This is a genomic window from Pseudomonas sp. HY7a-MNA-CIBAN-0227, from assembly GCF_040310325.1.
In the GTDB taxonomy this organism is placed as follows: domain Bacteria; phylum Pseudomonadota; class Gammaproteobacteria; order Pseudomonadales; family Pseudomonadaceae; genus Aquipseudomonas.
In genome coordinates, this window is record NZ_JBEOPT010000004.1 from 82,454 (window position 1) to 98,237 (window position 15,784).

At 60.8% G+C, this 15,784-nt stretch carries 12 protein-coding genes and 1 pseudogene; 3 read left to right on the plus strand and 10 right to left on the minus strand.

Annotated elements, in window-relative coordinates; all coding sequences use genetic code 11:
- Positions 1 to 4 precede the first annotated feature (4 nt).
- The 3 genes and pseudogenes from AAEZ06_RS08465 to AAEZ06_RS08475 all read left to right on the plus strand — a co-directional run.
- Positions 5 to 1,075 (plus strand): efflux RND transporter periplasmic adaptor subunit, encoded by a 1,071-nt coding sequence (locus AAEZ06_RS08465; RefSeq protein WP_149413907.1) that lies wholly within the window; start codon positions 5 to 7, stop codon positions 1,073 to 1,075.
- Entirely contained in the window at positions 1,072 to 4,131 is a 3,060-nt protein-coding gene (locus AAEZ06_RS08470; protein WP_350613860.1) for an efflux RND transporter permease subunit, read from the plus strand. The genes AAEZ06_RS08465 and AAEZ06_RS08470 overlap by 4 nt, the downstream gene beginning before the upstream one ends.
- Before the next feature lie 163 nt (positions 4,132 to 4,294).
- Positions 4,295 to 5,601, plus strand: a pseudogene (locus tag AAEZ06_RS08475) (glycoside hydrolase); the annotation flags it as partial.
- A gap of 233 nt (positions 5,602 to 5,834) precedes the next feature.
- On the opposite strand, the gene AAEZ06_RS08480 reads toward AAEZ06_RS08475, so the two are convergent.
- The 10 genes from AAEZ06_RS08480 to tcyJ all read right to left on the minus strand — a co-directional run bounded on the left by AAEZ06_RS08480 (position 5,835) and on the right by tcyJ (position 15,671).
- On the minus strand, positions 5,835 to 6,461 hold the full coding sequence (locus AAEZ06_RS08480) for a class I SAM-dependent methyltransferase (protein WP_350613862.1): 627 nt from the start codon (positions 6,459 to 6,461) through the stop codon (positions 5,835 to 5,837).
- 103 nt (positions 6,462 to 6,564) lie between these two features.
- Positions 6,565 to 7,209: a methionine ABC transporter permease gene (locus AAEZ06_RS08485; RefSeq protein ID WP_032856565.1), complete on the minus strand. Its 645-nt coding sequence runs from the start codon at positions 7,207 to 7,209 to the stop codon at positions 6,565 to 6,567.
- Positions 7,199 to 8,317 (minus strand): methionine ABC transporter ATP-binding protein, encoded by a 1,119-nt coding sequence (locus AAEZ06_RS08490; protein ID WP_350613865.1) that lies wholly within the window; start codon positions 8,315 to 8,317, stop codon positions 7,199 to 7,201. Before AAEZ06_RS08490 ends, AAEZ06_RS08485 begins: the two co-directional genes overlap by 11 nt.
- A 2-nt stretch (positions 8,318 to 8,319) precedes the next feature.
- A complete protein-coding gene (locus tag AAEZ06_RS08495; protein ID WP_149413889.1) occupies positions 8,320 to 9,129 on the minus strand; it encodes a MetQ/NlpA family ABC transporter substrate-binding protein in 810 nt (269 codons plus the stop codon).
- Between the two features lie 67 nt (positions 9,130 to 9,196).
- Positions 9,197 to 10,549, minus strand: coding sequence for an LLM class flavin-dependent oxidoreductase (locus tag AAEZ06_RS08500; protein ID WP_350613867.1), 1,353 nt, complete (start codon positions 10,547 to 10,549; stop codon positions 9,197 to 9,199).
- The gene (locus AAEZ06_RS08505; RefSeq protein ID WP_350613869.1) at positions 10,549 to 11,742 is read right to left on the minus strand and encodes an SfnB family sulfur acquisition oxidoreductase; all 1,194 of its coding nucleotides are present in this window, start codon (positions 11,740 to 11,742) and stop codon (positions 10,549 to 10,551) included. The genes AAEZ06_RS08500 and AAEZ06_RS08505 overlap by 1 nt, the downstream gene beginning before the upstream one ends.
- Positions 11,743 to 11,784: 42 nt before the next feature.
- Positions 11,785 to 13,026, minus strand: a complete 1,242-nt coding sequence (locus tag AAEZ06_RS08510) for an SfnB family sulfur acquisition oxidoreductase (RefSeq protein WP_149413886.1) — start codon at positions 13,024 to 13,026, stop codon at positions 11,785 to 11,787.
- 435 nt (positions 13,027 to 13,461) lie between these two features.
- The gene (gene tcyN, locus AAEZ06_RS08515; RefSeq protein ID WP_149413885.1) at positions 13,462 to 14,208 is read right to left on the minus strand and encodes an L-cystine ABC transporter ATP-binding protein TcyN; all 747 of its coding nucleotides are present in this window, start codon (positions 14,206 to 14,208) and stop codon (positions 13,462 to 13,464) included.
- A gap of 3 nt (positions 14,209 to 14,211) precedes the next feature.
- A complete protein-coding gene (gene tcyL, locus AAEZ06_RS08520) occupies positions 14,212 to 14,877 on the minus strand; it encodes a cystine ABC transporter permease (protein WP_149413884.1) in 666 nt (221 codons plus the stop codon).
- Positions 14,877 to 15,671 carry a cystine ABC transporter substrate-binding protein gene (tcyJ, locus tag AAEZ06_RS08525; RefSeq protein WP_149413883.1) on the minus strand — a complete coding sequence of 265 codons (795 nt, stop codon included), beginning with the start codon at positions 15,669 to 15,671 and terminating at the stop codon, positions 14,877 to 14,879. The genes tcyL and tcyJ overlap by 1 nt, the downstream gene beginning before the upstream one ends.
- Positions 15,672 to 15,784: the final 113 nt, after the last annotated feature.

Genomic DNA, 15,784 nt, shown 5'->3' on the forward strand with positions numbered 1-15,784 from the left:
AACCATGAAACGGCTGACGGTATTACTCGCCGCCAGCGTGCTGCTGATGGCCTGCTCCAAGGAAGAGCCTGCGCCCGAGCCGATACGCCCGGTGCTGTCCGTTGAGGTGAAATCCGAAGATCAGGAAAACCTCGGCCGCTTCGCCGGCACCATCCAGGCCCGCTACGAAAGTAACCTTGGCTTTCGCGTTCCCGGCCGCATCGCCCGGCGTGCTGTCGACGTAGGCGCGCAAGTGGAGAAGGGTGCCTTGCTGGCCGTCCTCGACCCTACCGATCAACAGAACCAACTGCGCGCCGCCCAGGGCGACCAGGCTCGGGTCCAGGCACAATGGATTAACGCTCAGGCCAACGCCCGCCGCCAGCAGGAACTGTTCAACCGTGGCGTCGGCGCCCAGGCGCAACTGGACATCGCCCAGACTGACCTGAAAACCACCCAGGCCTCCCTCGATCAGGCCAGGGCCTCGGTTAATCAGGCCAAGGACCAGCTCAACTACAGCGAATTGCGCACTGATCATGCCGGCATCGTCACCGCCTGGAATGCCGAGGCCGGCCAAGTGGTCAGCGCCGGTCAACAAGTAGTGACCCTGGCCCGTCCCGATATCAAGGAGGCGGTGATCGACCTGCCCGCCGGCCTGGCCGAGCGCTTGCCGCTCGACGTGGTGTTCCGCGTGGCCGGGCAGATGGACCCGAATGTCAGCACCACCGCCACCGTGCGCGAAATCGAGCCCCAGGCCCAAAGCGCCACCCGCACCCGTCGCGCGCGCCTGACCCTGGCCGACACGCCAGCGGCCTTTCGCCTGGGCACGGCTATCAGCGTGACCTTGAGTTCGGCCATCGCTCCGCGTATCGAACTGCCCCTCAGCACCTTGCAGGAAGTCGATGGCAAAACCCGAATCTGGGTCATCGATATGCAAAGCCAGACCGTTCAGCCACGCGACGTCACCCTCATCAGCCGCAACGCTGACAGCGCACTGCTCAACGGCGGCGTAAAACCCGGCGAACGGGTGGTGAGTGCCGGCGTGAACAGCCTCAAGCCTGGGCAAAAAGTCAAAATCGACGAGGGCAGCCCGCGATGAAAGGGAGTTTCAACTTATCCGACTGGGCCCTCAAGCATCAGTCCTTCGTCTGGTACCTGATGTTCGTCGCGCTGCTGATGGGCGTGTTCTCCTATATGAATCTGGGCCGCGAGGAAGACCCGTCCTTCACCATCAAGACCATGGTGATCCAGACCCGCTGGCCAGGCGCGACCCAGGAAGAAACCCTCAAGCAGGTCACCGACCGCATCGAGAAAAAACTCGAAGAGCTGGACTCCCTCGACTATGTGAAAAGCTACACCCGCCCTGGTGAGTCCACGGTGTTCGTGTTCCTGCGCGACACCACCAGCGCCAAGGATATTCCCCAGATCTGGTACCAGGTGCGCAAGAAGATCGACGACATTCGCGGCACCTTCCCCCAGGGGCTGCAAGGGCCTTCGTTTAACGACGAGTTCGGGGATGTGTTCGGCTCGGTGTATGCCTTTACCGCCGATGGCCTGTCGATGCGCCAACTGCGCGATTACGTCGAACAGGTACGCGCCGAGATTCGTTCGGTACCGGGGCTGGGCAAGGTCGAGATGATCGGCCAGCAGGACGAAGTGATTTACCTGAATTTCTCCACCCGCAAACTCGCGGCCCTGGGCATTGATCAGCGCCAAGTGGTGCAGAGCCTGCAATCGCAGAACGCGGTGACGCCGGCTGGGGTGATCGAGGCCGGGCCGGAGCGGATTTCGGTGCGCACCTCGGGGCAGTTTGCTTCGGAGAAGGACCTGGCCAACGTCAACCTGCGGCTCAATGATCGTTTCTATCGGCTGGCGGATATTGCCGACATCAGCCGTGGCTACGTCGACCCAGCGCGGCCGATGTTTCGTTTCAACGGCAAGCCGGCCATCGGCCTGGCCATTGCCATGCAAAAGGGCGGCAATATTCAGGACTTCGGCAAGGCCCTGCACCAGCGCATGGATGACCTGACTGCCGACTTGCCGGTGGGCGTCGGTGTGCACAAGGTCTCCGATCAGGCAGAAGTGGTGGAGGAGGCCGTCGGCGGCTTTACCAGCGCGCTGTTTGAAGCGGTGATCATCGTGCTGGTGGTGAGTTTTATCAGCCTCGGCGTGCGTGCTGGTCTGGTGGTGGCCTGCTCGATTCCATTGGTGCTGGCGCTGGTCTTCGTGTTCATGGAGTACAGCGGTATCACCATGCAGCGGGTGTCGTTGGGCGCGTTGATCATCGCCCTCGGCCTGCTGGTGGATGACGCGATGATCACCGTGGAGATGATGATCACGCGCCTGGAAAAAGGTGAAACCAAGGAGCAGGCGGCGACCTTTGCCTACACCTCCACCGCATTTCCGATGCTGACCGGGACGCTGGTGACGGTGGCCGGGTTCGTGCCTATCGGCCTCAACGCCAGCTCCGCCGGTGAGTACACCTTTACCCTGTTCGCGGTGATCGCCGTCGCGATGCTGGTGTCGTGGGTGGTCGCCGTGTTGTTCGCGCCGGTGATTGGCGTGCATATCCTCAGCAGCAAGGTCAAACCCCACAGCGCCGAGCCAGGGCGTGTTGGCCGGGCGTTCAATGGCGGCATGCTGTGGGCCATGCGCAACCGTTGGTGGGCCATCGGCATCACGGTGCTGCTGTTCGCCGCGTCGGTGTTTTCCATGCAGTTTGTGCAGAACCAGTTTTTCCCGTCGTCCGACCGCCCGGAAATCCTCGTCGACCTCAACCTGCCGCAAAACGCCTCGATCAATGAAACCCGTAAGGCCGTGGATCGCCTTGAAGCAATCATCAAGGACGACCCCGATATTGCCCGCTGGAGTACCTATATCGGCCAGGGCGCGATCCGGTTCTACCTGCCGTTGGACCAGCAACTGGAGAACCCGTACTACGCGCAGTTGGTGATTGTCAGCAAAGGCCTGGAAGAGCGCGGGGCGTTGATTACCCGCCTGCAAAAACACCTGCGCGATGATTTTGTCGGCGTCGGCAGCTTCGTCCAGCCGCTGGAAATGGGCCCGCCTGTTGGCAGGCCGATCCAGTACCGGGTCTCCGGCAAGGACATCGACCAAGTGCGCAAACACGCCATCGAATTGGCTACCCTGCTCGATAAAAATACTCACCTTGGCGAAATCATCTACGACTGGAACGAGCCGGGCAAAGTCCTGCGGGTTGATATCGCCCAAGACAAGGCGCGGCAATTGGGGCTGTCGTCCGAAGACGTGGCGCAGTTGATGAACAGCGTGGTCAGCGGTGCTGCGGTGACGCAGGTACATGATGATATTTACCTGATCAACGTGGTCGGCCGCGCCGAAGACGCCGAGCGCGGTACGCCGCAAACCTTGCAGAACCTGCAGATCGTCACGCCCAACGGCACCTCGATTCCGCTGCTGGCCTTTGCCACCGTGCGCTATGAACTGGAGCAGCCGCTGGTGTGGCGTCGGGATCGCAAGCCGACCATCACCATCAAGGCGGCAGTGCGCGATGAGGTGCAGCCGACCGATCTGGTGAAACAACTGAAGCCTGAAATCGACAAGTTCAGCGCCGGTTTGCCGGTAGGCTACAAAGTCGCCACCGGCGGCACCGTGGAAGAAAGTGGCAAAGCTCAGGGGCCGATTGCCAAGGTGGTGCCGCTGATGCTGTTTTTGATGGCGACCTTCCTGATGATCCAGCTGCACAGTGTGCAGAAAATGTTCCTGGTGGCCAGCGTCGCGCCGCTGGGGTTGATTGGTGTGGTGCTGGCGCTGATTCCCACGGGCACGCCCATGGGTTTTGTGGCGATCCTGGGGATTCTTGCGCTGATCGGCATCATCATCCGCAACTCGGTGATCCTGGTGACGCAGATCGATGCCTACGAGCGCGACGGCTACTCGCCGTGGGATGCGGTGGTGGAAGCCACTGAGCACCGGCGCCGGCCGATCCTGCTGACGGCGGCTGCGGCCAGCCTAGGCATGATTCCCATCGCCCGGGAAGTGTTCTGGGGGCCGATGGCCTACGCGATGATCGGCGGCATTATCATCGCCACCTTGCTGACGCTGCTGTTTTTGCCGGCGCTGTATGTGGCCTGGTACAAGATTCGCGAGCCGAAGAAAGAAAGATCTGAAGGCTAATATTGATCATTCCCACGCGAGCGCGTGGGAATGATCCTGGAAATATCTGCAAACATCTCCTGTTTCCCGAGCGGAATTCAATTGTTCTACCCTCCTGACCTCACTTGAGAAGGTCCCTGCCATGACCAACTGCCTGCGCCATGCCCTGATGGTCTGATCACCCTTGGCCCTCGCTGGCACCGTGCTGGAAAACAGTCTGTGGCGCATCGAACTCGATCCGGTCACCTTGGCTCTGCGCGTCACGCCTGCCGATAACGATCCCGTGCAGGCCTCCAGTGGCGTCACCGCCCACAAGGTCAGCCAACTGATCCAAACCTCCAACCAGGCCAGTTGGCAATGGGACGCCGGCGCCTTTCGCCTGAGCGCCACTCTCGACCAGCGCGACCTCGCCCTGAGCATCACGGCCCGGGAAGCTGGCGAACTGAACATCCTCCAACAACCGACCAGCGCCATGGGCAAGGGCTTGATCTGGCCACTCGCCGAGGGCCATTACGTGCCCGCCGGCAACACGCTTTGGCAGAACTTCCTGCTGGAGCAGGGTGATGTGAACATTACCCAGGACTTTAGCCTGCCGTTATGGGGGGTCGATTCCGGCACGTTTACCCTCAACTGGTTGATGACTAATCCGTACAACAATCGTCTGCACTGGCAGGCCGAGGGCAAGCGCCTGGGGTTGTCAGTGCGTCATGAGTTCACCGCCCTGGCCCCCTCTGCGCCGATGACGTTGCGCCTGCACCTGGGAGGGCCCGATCTGTTGGCCGGTGCCAAGCGCTATCGACAATGGCTGGTTGAACAGGGGCGTTACGAGCCGTTGGCGGACAAGTTGCGGCAGACGCCGGAGGCCGAGAAGTTGCTGGGTGCCAGCCACGTCTACTTGTGGGGCAACGACCTGCTGGGCCCTGGCGATGTGCGCGACTGGTCGCAACTGCGCAAGATACTGCGTAGCGATGACGGTCTGGCGGGGGAGCTGAAAGGTTTGCTGGACAAGGAGTCGATGCAGGTTACTTGATGGCACCCTATGACTCTTATGAAACCGCCCTGTCCGCCAAGGAAAATCCGGACTGGACCACCGCGCACCTGGGCAGCAGGGCCCATCGCGACTGTGCAATTGTCTTGAAAAATGGCCAGCTCAAAACCGGTTTCCAGAAGTCCGGGTACTACACCGCCCCACGTTGTGTGCGACCGCTATTGGAGGCGCGGGTAAAGGCGGTGCAGGCCAAGGCCGGCTTCAACGCCTGGTTCCTTGATGCCTACGCCACTGGCATGCTGTTCGACAGCTACCGCTCTGTGCTCAACATGACCCAGGCGCAGAACGCTGAAGGCAACATTGAAGCCTCCCGCTGGATCGGCAATGCCCTCAAGGTGGCGGTGGGCTCCGAAGACGACAATGCAACTACCGCCCAAGGCATCCTGTTTGCCCACGGCATGCAGACGCCGGTGCTGGGGTGGGGCGATCGGCAGGTGCAGCAGACTACCTTTGCCGATGGGACGCGGCTGGTGGCCAATTTTGCCGGGCAGGCGAGAGAGGGTTATGCAGCTAGCAGCGTGACGGCGTTGATACCCGGCCAATCACCTGCGATTTATGCCGTAGCAGCTGTCGAGCCCTAGCGAGGCTGCGTTGGCCGCGCTGCCGAGTGAGCCAGGTCCAGGACCGAGGCGCGCCTGACGCAGCTTCGCCGTGGCTCGACAGCTCTACGGGTGACTTAGTGTTTGCGCCACACACTCGCCAGCCAGGGTTGCTGCTCCAGGGGTAACCCGGCCGGGCGATAGTAATGCTCCAGCTCGACAAACCCCGCGGTTGTCAGCAGCTCTTGCCAAGCGTCAAGGTCGTGATAGGACCCATAACGCGGCCCGTTCCAGCCCTCCTGGTTCTCACCGCGAGGGTTGGAGCTGAACAACACCCCACCCGGTTTCAATGCACCATGGAGCTGCTTGAGAATGCGCGGTAATTCCTGCTTGGGAATATGAAACAGCACCGCATTGGCGAAGATCCCGTCAAAACGAGCGGCAGGCAAGTCGAGTTTCAGGAAGTCCTGTTGCAACACTTCGCAGCTGCTGTCTTCGCGGGCCATCTGTGCAAGGCGTTCCGAGCCGTCCAGCCCGACGGCGATATGGCCCATGCGGGTAAACGTCTGCAAGTCCCGCCCCGGCCCGCATCCGAAATCCAGCACGGTAAACGGCGCATCAGCCTGGATGTGCCGCAACAGCGCGTCGATGTTCTGGCTCACATCATGGTCGCGGGTGCCCTCGCGGAAGTCCTCGGCCACCTTGTTGTAATGGCCCAGGGTGGTGGAAGTGATTTGGTCGAGGTCGTCGGGGGCGAGTTTCATGGCGAGCGGCACCGGGCAAAGAGAGGGGCCGACTATACCTTGTGACGAGCGGGCTTGCTGTGGCGAGGGGCTGTGCGGCAGCTCCAATAAAGCCACCGCCCTCTCAGCGCTTGTTGAGCACCCGAGCCAGCCGATCCCCACCCAACTGAATCACCGCCACCAGAATCACCAGCAGCACAATCACCGTCAGCATGATCTGGCTGTCAAATCGCTGATACCCATAGCGATAGGCAATATCCCCCAGACCCCCGGCGCCAATCGCTCCGGCCATGGCCGACGAGTTGATCATGGTCACCAGGGTGATGGTGAAGCCGCCAACAATCCCCGGCAGCGCCTCAGGCAACAGCACATGCCAGACGATATGCCAGCGCCGGCAGCCCATCGCTTGCGCCGCTTCGATCAGCCCGTGATCGACTTCTCGCAGGCTGACCTCGGCGATGCGCGCGAAGAACGGCGTCGCGGCGATGGTCAGCGGCACCACGGCGGCCCATACGCCGTAGGTGGTGCCGACGATCAACCGGGTAAAGGGAATCAGCGCCACCATCAAAATCAGAAACGGAATGGAACGGAACAGATTGACGAACGCCCCCAGCACCCGGTTCAGCGCCGGGGCCTGGTAGATGCCGCCCTTGTCACTGGTGACCAGAAACACCGCCAGCGGGATACCCACCAGCAACGCGATCAGCGATGACACACCGACCATCAACAATGTGTCGATGGCACCCTGCAATAACCGGTCAAACCACATAGCCCAGCACCTCCACCTGTTGTGCCCAGCGCGTGGCGCGGCTGCGCAATTCTTCGGCGCCCAGGGACGAGCCCGTGACCGCCAGCAGCAACTGCCCCAGCGCATGGCCCTGAATCCGTTCAACCCCGCCTTGTAGCAAGCGCACGCGCCCGCCGAGAGCACTGAACAGCGCTGCCAGGTCCGGCTCGTCCTGGGCACTGCCAGTAAATTGCAAACGCAACACGACGGCCGCGTCCGCCGACACCGGCTTGGGCTGCAAACGGTTTTGCAGTTCTTCCGGCAACCCATGTTGTAGCGGCGCCAACAGGGTTTTGCTGACCTCGTGCTGCGGGTTGCCGAACACTTCCCACACTGGGCCTTGTTCGACGACCTTGCCGTGTTCGAGCACCACGACCCGGTCGCAGATTTCGCGAATCACGGCCATTTCATGGGTGATCAACACGATGGTCAGGCCCAGGCGTTTGTTGATCTCGCGCAGCAGGCCGAGGATCGACTGAGTCGTCTCCGGGTCCAGCGCCGAAGTGGCCTCGTCGCACAACAGAATCTGCGGGTCATGCACCAGCGAACGGGCAATGCCCACGCGCTGTTTTTGCCCGCCGGACAACTGCGCCGGGTAGGCGTTGTGCTTGTCCTGCAGGCCCACCAACTCAAGTAATTGACGGACCTTTTGCTGTCGCTGTTCCTTGGGTACTCCAGCGACTTTGAGCGGCAGCTCGACGTTCTGCCACACGGTCTTGGCTGACATCAGATTGAAGTGCTGGAAGATCATGCCGATGCGTCGGCGCAGCGCCACCAGGCGGTCTTCGTCGAAGTCACCGATGTCTATCTGATCGATCAACACCCGACCGCTGCTCGGTTGCTCCAGGCGGTTGATGGTGCGGATCAGCGACGACTTGCCGGCGCCGCTGCGGCCAATGATACCGAACACCTCACCGCGCTGAATCGCCAGATCGATGCCTTGCAGCGCCGGCACTGGTTGACCGTCGTAGGTCTTGCCCAGGTTGATAAAGCGCACATGGGCCCGATTCAGCTCGGGGTGCAGTTCGGTTTGCTCAGCGTCCCGCAGTGTCGTGTCCAGGGCGCGCAATGGGGCGTTGGCGGCGCTCATGTTCAGCCTTCCCAGCCGGCTTGGTAGAGCTTGCCATGGGCTTTATCCAGGGCGGCGCGTACGGCTGGCGAGTGTTGGTAGATGTCGACGAACTTGATCAGGCGCGGGTCGGTTTTGCTTTTCGGCTGAATCACAAACTGGATCACATACTCCTTGTGGTCGAGACCGTCGAACAGCAGCGCGGACTCGGCATCGAAGGTCTTGGCCAGGCGAATGTAAGCCGGGTAGCCCTGCACCAAATCGGCGTCGTCATAAGCGCGCACCAGTTGCACGGCTTCCACCTGCAGGACTTTCAGCTTCTTGGGGTTGGCGATGATGTCTTCTTCAGTGGCCTTGTAGCCCACGCCCGGCTTGAGGGTGATCAAGCCGGCCTTGGCCAGCAGTTGCAGGCCCCGACCGCTGTTGATCGGGTCATTGGCAATCGCCACGGTCGCGCCTTGCGGCAGTTCATCGAAGCTTTTGTATTTCTTCGAGTAGAGGCCAACGTTGTTGATGATCCCCGGCGCGAACGGTACCAGGTCAAAACCGGCGGCGGCCTTGGCGTTTTCCAGGAACGGGATGTGCTGGAAGTAATTCACGTCGATATCCCCGGCAGCCAGGCTGACGTTGGGCGCGATCCAGTCGGTGAACTCCACCAGTTCGACTTTCAGGCCCTGTTTGCCAGCCTCTTCGACGGCGGCTTCCAGGGGGATGGCAAAGGCGGCGGTGGTGCCTACTTTCAGCGGTGCGTCGGTGGCGAATACTGCCGCGCTGAACAGGCCGAGGGCGAGCGCCAGTGCTTTGACTGGGTGGGTGAGGAGTGCTTTTTTCATAATGGATTTCCAGTCATAAAAATTTGGTTGAGCAATATGTAGATCGTTCCCTCGCGCGTGGGAACGATCAATGGCGGTAGGTAGACCCGGTGTGCTGCTCGGGTAAATGAGCCGAACCATGGAAGACTTTTTCCCGAAGGGTCCCCTGCTCGTAAGCCGTCTTGTACGACCCGCGTCGCTGCAACTCGGGAACCACCAGATCGATAAAGTCCACATAGCTTTCCGGCGTGACAATACGCGTCAGGTTGAAGCCATCCAGGCCGGTTTCGCTGATCCAGGATTCCAGCTCATCGGCCACTTGCTCCGGCGAGCCCACCAGGGTGATGTAGCGGCCACCGAGGGCGTGTTGCTCCAGCAACTTGCGCCGAGTCCAGTCATTGTTTTGTAGGGTTTTGGTGGCCGACTGGATGGCGTTGCTTTTCACGTACTGGATCGGTTCATCCAGTGCGTATTGGGAAAAATCGATCGCCGTGGACGCGGAAAAATGCGCCACACCGGCTTCGGCGCTGGCGTAGCTCAGGTACTCGGCGTGCTTGGCCCAGGCCAGTTCTTCAGTGGCGCCGACGATCACGTTCAGGCCCATGAACACCTTGATGTCGTCCGGGTTGCGTCCTGCCTCGACGGCGCTGGCGCGTACCTTGTCCACCTGGACCTTGGTCGCCGCCTTGCTCTGCCCGCTGATAAACACGCACTCGGCATGGCGCCCGGCGAACAGCAGGCCGCGATCCGAACTGCCGGCCTGGAACAGCACTGGCGTACGCTGCGGCGATGGCTCGCAAAGGTGATAACCCTCCACCTGATAGAACTCGCCGTGGTGCTCGACCTTGTGCACTTTGTCCGGCTGGGCGTAGACCCGTGCTTGCGGATCGTTGAGCACCGCGCCGTCTTCCCAACTGCCTTCCCAGAGTTTGTAGAGCACCTGCAGGTACTCGTCGGCCTGGTCGTAGCGGCGGTCATGTTCGACTTGCTCGGTGAGGCCCATGGCCTTGGCGGCGCTGTCCAGGTAGCCAGTGACAATGTTCCAGCCCACCCGGCCACGGCTCAGGTGATCGAGCGTGGACATGCGCCGGGCGAACAGATACGGCGGCTCGTAGGTGAGGTTGGCGGTCAGGCCGAAGCCGAGGTTTTTGGTGACGGCGGCCATGGCCGAGACCAGCAGCAGCGGGTCGTTGACCGGCAATTGGATCGACTCCTTGAGCGGCACATCCACCGAGTCTTGGTAGACGTCATACACACCAACGATATCGGCGATAAACAGCCCATCGAACAATCCGCGCTCCAGCAGTTGCGCCAGTTCGGTCCAGTATTCGACCGTCTTGTACTGGGTCGAAGTATCCCGCGGATGAGTCCACAGGCCGTGGTTGATGTGCCCGATGCAGTTCATGTTGAAGGCATTGAGCAGGATTTTCTTTTTGCTCATCAAATAGTCCCCCGCAGCGGCGGGTTTTCATCGTTGAGGTAATAGTTACCCACCGCGTGGTACTTCCAGCGCACCGGGTCGTGCAGGGTGTGCACCCGGGCGTTGCGCCAGTGACGGTCCAGGCCATGTTCGGCCAGGGTCGCCTGGCTGCCGGCCAGTTCAAACAGGGTGCTGCCGGCGGCCAGGGAAATCTCGGTACTTAGCGCGCGCACTTCAGCGACAGCAATGGACGCGGCGGCGACGGTCTGGGCATTGGTCTGGGCCTGGGCACGGTCGAGGAAAACGCCCGCGCGCTCCAGCAGGGCTTCGGTAGCGTGCAGGCGAATGCTCAGGTGGCCGAAGCTTTTCAGGGTCAGCGGGTCTTCGGTGGCCTTGTCGTTGCCGGAGTCAATCCATGGCCGGGTCTTGGTGCGCACGAAGTGCAGGGCATCTTCGAAGGCGGCGCGGGCGATGCCAGTGTCGATGGCAGCGTGAAGGATCTGCGCCAGCGGGCCAACCGGGGTCGGGCGTTCGAAGGCACTTTGAAACGGGATCACATCGGCGGCGGCCACCCATACGTTGTCGAATACCACCGAACCACTGCCGGTGGTGCGCTGGCCGAAGCCGCTCCAGTCGTCGATCACCGTCAGGCCCTGGCTGTCGCTAGGGACAAAGGCCAGTTGCTGGATGCCGTTTTCGTCCACTACGGAGGTGGGAATACGCTGGGCGTAGAGGGCACCGGTTGAGTAAAACTTGCGGCCGGTAATGCGGTAGCCGTCGCCGTCGCGGGTCAGTTTTGTCACCCGGTCATGGGCGGTCTTGGTGCCCAGTTCCGCGAGGGCATTACCGAAGCGCTGGCCGGCCAATACTTCGGCATACAAGCGTTTTTGCTGCTCAGGGTTGCCGTTGACCCGTAATACTTCCAACGCATAGAAATGGTTCTGCGGGATCTGCCCCAAGGACGCGTCGGCTTGGGCGATCAGCGCCGTAACCTTGGCCAGGGTGACGTTGGAAACGCCAGCACCGCCGTACTCCTTGGGCACGCTGATGCCCCACAGGCCGGAGCGGGAAAACACGTCCAGTTCAGCCAGGGGCAGGCGGCGTTCGCGGTCGCGCAGGGCGCTGTCGCGACGGAAGTCTTCGGCCAGGTCGCTGGCAACAATAAGGGCTTGTTCATCGCTGGTGATGACCGCGACGTGGTGAGAGAAAGTCATTTTTGTTCTCCAGAAGCTTGGTCGAGAAAGTGTTCTGGTCGGTTAAATCCAGGAGTGTCGGGCCGGCAAGGTGCCGTTGAGGTGATAAGCGCCTACCGCGTGGTATTTCCAGCGCACCGGGTCGTGCAGCGTGTGCACCCGTGCATTGCGCCAATGGCGGTCGAGGTTGAACTCGGCGAGGGTGGCGCGGCTGCCGGCCAGTTCGAACAGCTTTTCGCTGGCCAATAAAGAAATTTCAGTGGTCAGCACCTTGGCTTCGGCCACGGCAATCGAAGCCCTGGCAGCAGATTGCGCGGTGATCGGCGCAGCGCTGACTTGGTCCAACACCTGGCCGGCCTTACGCAGCAGCGCTTCGGCGGCGTGCAGTTCGATTTTCAGTTTGCCGATGTCGGCGATCACGTAAGGGTCATCGCTGGCCCGTTCGACCTTGGCGTCGATCCACGGGCGTGAGCGTTCACGTACGAAGCTGATGGTGTCGTCGAGGGCACCACGGGCGATACCGGCGTCGATGGCCGCCTGGATCAATTGCGACACGGCGCCCTGAATGTTCGGGGTCTGCCCCAGCCTCCAGTTGTCTACCACCAGTTCGGCGTCCACCGGCACGTTGTTCAGCAACACCGTGCCGCTGGCCGTGGTGCGCTGGCCGAAGCCCGACCAGTCGTCGACGATACGCAGCCCCGGGGTGCCACGGCGCACAAACGCCATGACCTGCTGGCCGTCATCATTCAATGCCTTGATCGCCACCCAGTGGGCGTACAGCGCACCAGTGGAGTAAAACTTCTGGCCGCTGATGACAAACCCGTCACCCCCGGCGGTGATCCGGGCCTTGAGGTCCAGGGTGTTTTTGGTACCGCGCTCCGGGCCCCCGTTGCCAATGCGCCAGCCGTCCAGCACGCTCTGGAACAATTGTTTTTTCTGCCGCTCGTTAGCGGTGCCTTGCAGCAAGTACAGGATGCCGAATTGGTTCTGCGGGATTTGCCCCAGGGCCGGATCTGCGGCACTGATAATCGCGAAGACTTCGGCCAGGGTCACAAAGGACACCTGCGGGCCGCCGTATTCACGGGGGATAGAAATACTGCCCAGGCCGCTGCGGGTGAATTGCTCGATTTCGGCCCAGGGCAATTTGCGTTGTTGATCGCGCCGTGCTGCTTGCAGGCGGGCAGCCTGGGCAAGCTCGTGTGCAGCGTCGAGGGCCTCGGCGTCGTTGCGCAGTACCTTGGTGGGCAACAACAGCGGGGCAATGTCCAGATCACTCTGGAGGGGAGCTTGTGCCAAGTTAGACATCTGTGTGCCACTCCATGGCTGCACGCAATGCCCTGGCGTTACGCACCGGGGTGATTTTGACCATACCTACCTCACATCCGTTGAAAAACAAAAAAATCAGGAATGTCCGGTGGTCCGGTGCATATACCCTAAGCGTGTTTATTTTTTAAATAAACTAACTTTTAGGAATATGCATAGAAGGTCTGCCATCCCGGTTCACACGGCGAGCCCGGGCAGCATGGAGGGGGTTGAAATGGGCTTCATCAATAATCTCCTTGATGCAGACAGCAGCAATCGCTCCGAACGTTAAGCGCAGGCGAGCGGCATAGTCTGAAAGGAACGATTTAATGAAGAGCCAGAATAGGATCCAGTCCTCTGGGCGTTAGATAAGAGGGCTGGTGAGTTGCCTTTCGGCAACTCTATAAAGCGAAGTTTCTTACAATGGATTGGCGCAGGTTAGTTATTGATAAACTTGCTGAGAAACTGCCGGGTGCGCTCTTCCTTGGGGTTGGCAAACAGTGCCTTGGCTTCGCCTTGCTCGACGATTACGCCCTTGTCGAAAAAGATTACCCGGTTGGCCACGTCGCGAGCAAAGCTCATCTCGTGGGTGACGATGACCATGGTGCGTTTTTCTTCGGCCAGGCTGCGAATGGTCGCCAGTACTTCGCCCACCAACTCAGGGTCCAGGGCCGAGGTCGGTTCGTCGAACAGGATCACTTCCGGTTCCATCGCCAGGGCCCGGGCAATCGCTACCCGTTGCTGCTGGCCACCGGACAGGCGCCGAGGGTAGGCGTCTTCCTTGCCCGCCAGGCCAACCCTGGCCATCAGCTTGCGACCTAGGGCATCAGCGGCTGCCCGTGGCATCTTCTTAACCACCACCGGGCCTTCGATGACGTTTTCCAGCGCCGTGCGGTGAGGGAACAGGTTGAAGTTCTGGAACACAAAGCCCACGTGCTGGCGCAGGCGCCGCACCAGGCTCTGTTGCTGGTTGAGGGGGCGGCTGCCGTCGATCTGGATATCCCCGACCTTGATCCGGCCGCTGGTGGGTTCTTCGAGAAAATTCAGGCAGCGCAGGAAGGTGGTCTTGCCGGAACCGCTGGGGCCGATGATGGCGACGACTTCGCCCTCCTTGACCTCAAGGTCGATACCGTCAAGCACCACCTGACCCTTGAATTGTTTGGTCAGTTTTTCAACCACGATCATGCTTCAAGACTCCAGGTCATGCCGGTTGACCCGTGCTTCCAGGCGATTCTGCAGGTGTGCCAGGACACTTGCGAGTACCCAGTAGATCAAGGCGGCCGACAGATACATGGTGAAAATTTCGAAGGTGCGTGCAGAGACCAGTTGCGCCTGGCGAAACAGCTCGGGCACCTGGATGGTCGCGGCCAGGGCAGTGTCCTTGACCAGCGAAATAAAGCTGTTGCCCAGGGGCGGCAAGGCTGTTCGCATGGCCTGCGGCAGGATGGCCCGACGCAAGGTCTGCGCGCGGGTCATGCCGATACTGGCTGCTGCTTCCCACTGGCCACGCTCGATGGAACCGATCGCGGCACGCAGGATTTCACAGGCATAAGCGGCCATGTTCAGCGAGAAGCCGATCATTGCCGCCGGTATCGGGTCCAGCTCGATGCCCACTTGCGGTAAGCCGTAATAGATCAGGAACAGCTGCACCAGCAGCGGCGTGCCGCGAAAGAACGACACATAGACCCGGGCGATCCAGCTCAGTAGCTTGAAGCGCGACAGGCGCATCAAGGCCAGGGCGAACCCCAGCAGGGAGCCAAAAAACATCCCGCCCAGGCTAAGAATCACCGTGTAGTACGCGCCCTTGAGCAGAAAGGGCGCGGAGTCCAGCGCGAGTTGGAAACCTGCTTCCATTATTGAGTGACGTCAGCGTTGAAGTATTTCTCGGACAGCTTTTTCAAGGTGCCGTCAGCGCGCAGTTTGTCGATGGCCTTGTTAACGGCGGCGAGCAATTCAGGTTCGCCTTTGCGCAGGGCTACGCCGGCTTCCTGGCGAGAGAAGGGTTCGCCAGCGGCGGCGGTGTCCGGGGCTTTTTTCGACAGTTCAAGAGCGGCCAGACGGTCTACCAGAATCGCGTCGATACGACCGATACGCAGGTCCTGGTATTTAGTCGGATCATCGTTATAGGTCTTGATGATGGCTTTCGGCGCGTTGTCCTTGAGCCATTGCTCGTAGTTGGTCCCCAGGCCTACACCGACTTTCTTGCCAGCCAGGTCGGCAACGGTCTTGATGGTGCCTTCATTCTTTTTCAGGGTCAGCGCTTGAATACCGGAAACGGTGTAGGGCTCGGAGAAGTCGTACTTCTTCTTGCGCTCTTCAGAGATGGTCACCTGGTTGATTACTGCGTCCAGGCGCTTGGATTCCAGCGCTGCGAGGATGCCGTCCCATGGGGTGGCTTGTAACTTGACCTCGACCCCCAGCTCCTTGGCGAGGGCTTGGGAGAACTCGGCCTCAAAACCCGTGAGCTTGCCGCTTTCATCGACGAAGCTGAACGGTGGGTAGGTGCCTTCCAGGCCGACCTTGATCACACCGGCCTTCTTGATGTTGTCCAACTGCTCGCCAGCAACCGCCTGGCCCAGCAACCCAGCCCCTAGGGCCAGCCCCAATGTGCCAACCAGTAACGTGCGACGGAATACAGAAATAGTCATGAACAAGCCCCTGTGTTTTTTATGTTGAGCGAAGCAGGTGACAGCAGTAGTCGTATCCTGCCTTAAAGCGGCGTGTGCGTCTCGCAACACGTTCGCTTTTGGCGGGACTATAA

Bases quoted from the DNA above. Each gene is read 5' to 3' on its own strand.
- AAEZ06_RS08465 (WP_149413907.1), top strand. From the start codon at position 5: ATGAAACGGCTGACGGTATTACTCGCCGCCAGCGTGCTGCTGATGGCC.
- AAEZ06_RS08470 (WP_350613860.1), top strand. From the start codon at position 1,072: ATGAAAGGGAGTTTCAACTTATCCGACTGGGCCCTCAAGCATCAGTCC.
- AAEZ06_RS08480 (WP_350613862.1), bottom strand. From the start codon at position 6,461: ATGAAACTCGCCCCCGACGACCTCGACCAAATCACTTCCACCACCCTG.
- AAEZ06_RS08485 (WP_032856565.1), bottom strand. From the start codon at position 7,209: ATGTGGTTTGACCGGTTATTGCAGGGTGCCATCGACACATTGTTGATG.
- AAEZ06_RS08490 (WP_350613865.1), bottom strand. From the start codon at position 8,317: ATGAGCGCCGCCAACGCCCCATTGCGCGCCCTGGACACGACACTGCGG.
- AAEZ06_RS08495 (WP_149413889.1), bottom strand. From the start codon at position 9,129: ATGAAAAAAGCACTCCTCACCCACCCAGTCAAAGCACTGGCGCTCGCC.
- AAEZ06_RS08500 (WP_350613867.1), bottom strand. From the start codon at position 10,549: ATGAGCAAAAAGAAAATCCTGCTCAATGCCTTCAACATGAACTGCATC.
- AAEZ06_RS08505 (WP_350613869.1), bottom strand. From the start codon at position 11,742: ATGACTTTCTCTCACCACGTCGCGGTCATCACCAGCGATGAACAAGCC.
- AAEZ06_RS08510 (WP_149413886.1), bottom strand. From the start codon at position 13,026: ATGTCTAACTTGGCACAAGCTCCCCTCCAGAGTGATCTGGACATTGCC.
- tcyN (WP_149413885.1), bottom strand. From the start codon at position 14,208: ATGATCGTGGTTGAAAAACTGACCAAACAATTCAAGGGTCAGGTGGTG.
- tcyL (WP_149413884.1), bottom strand. From the start codon at position 14,877: ATGGAAGCAGGTTTCCAACTCGCGCTGGACTCCGCGCCCTTTCTGCTC.
- tcyJ (WP_149413883.1), bottom strand. From the start codon at position 15,671: ATGACTATTTCTGTATTCCGTCGCACGTTACTGGTTGGCACATTGGGG.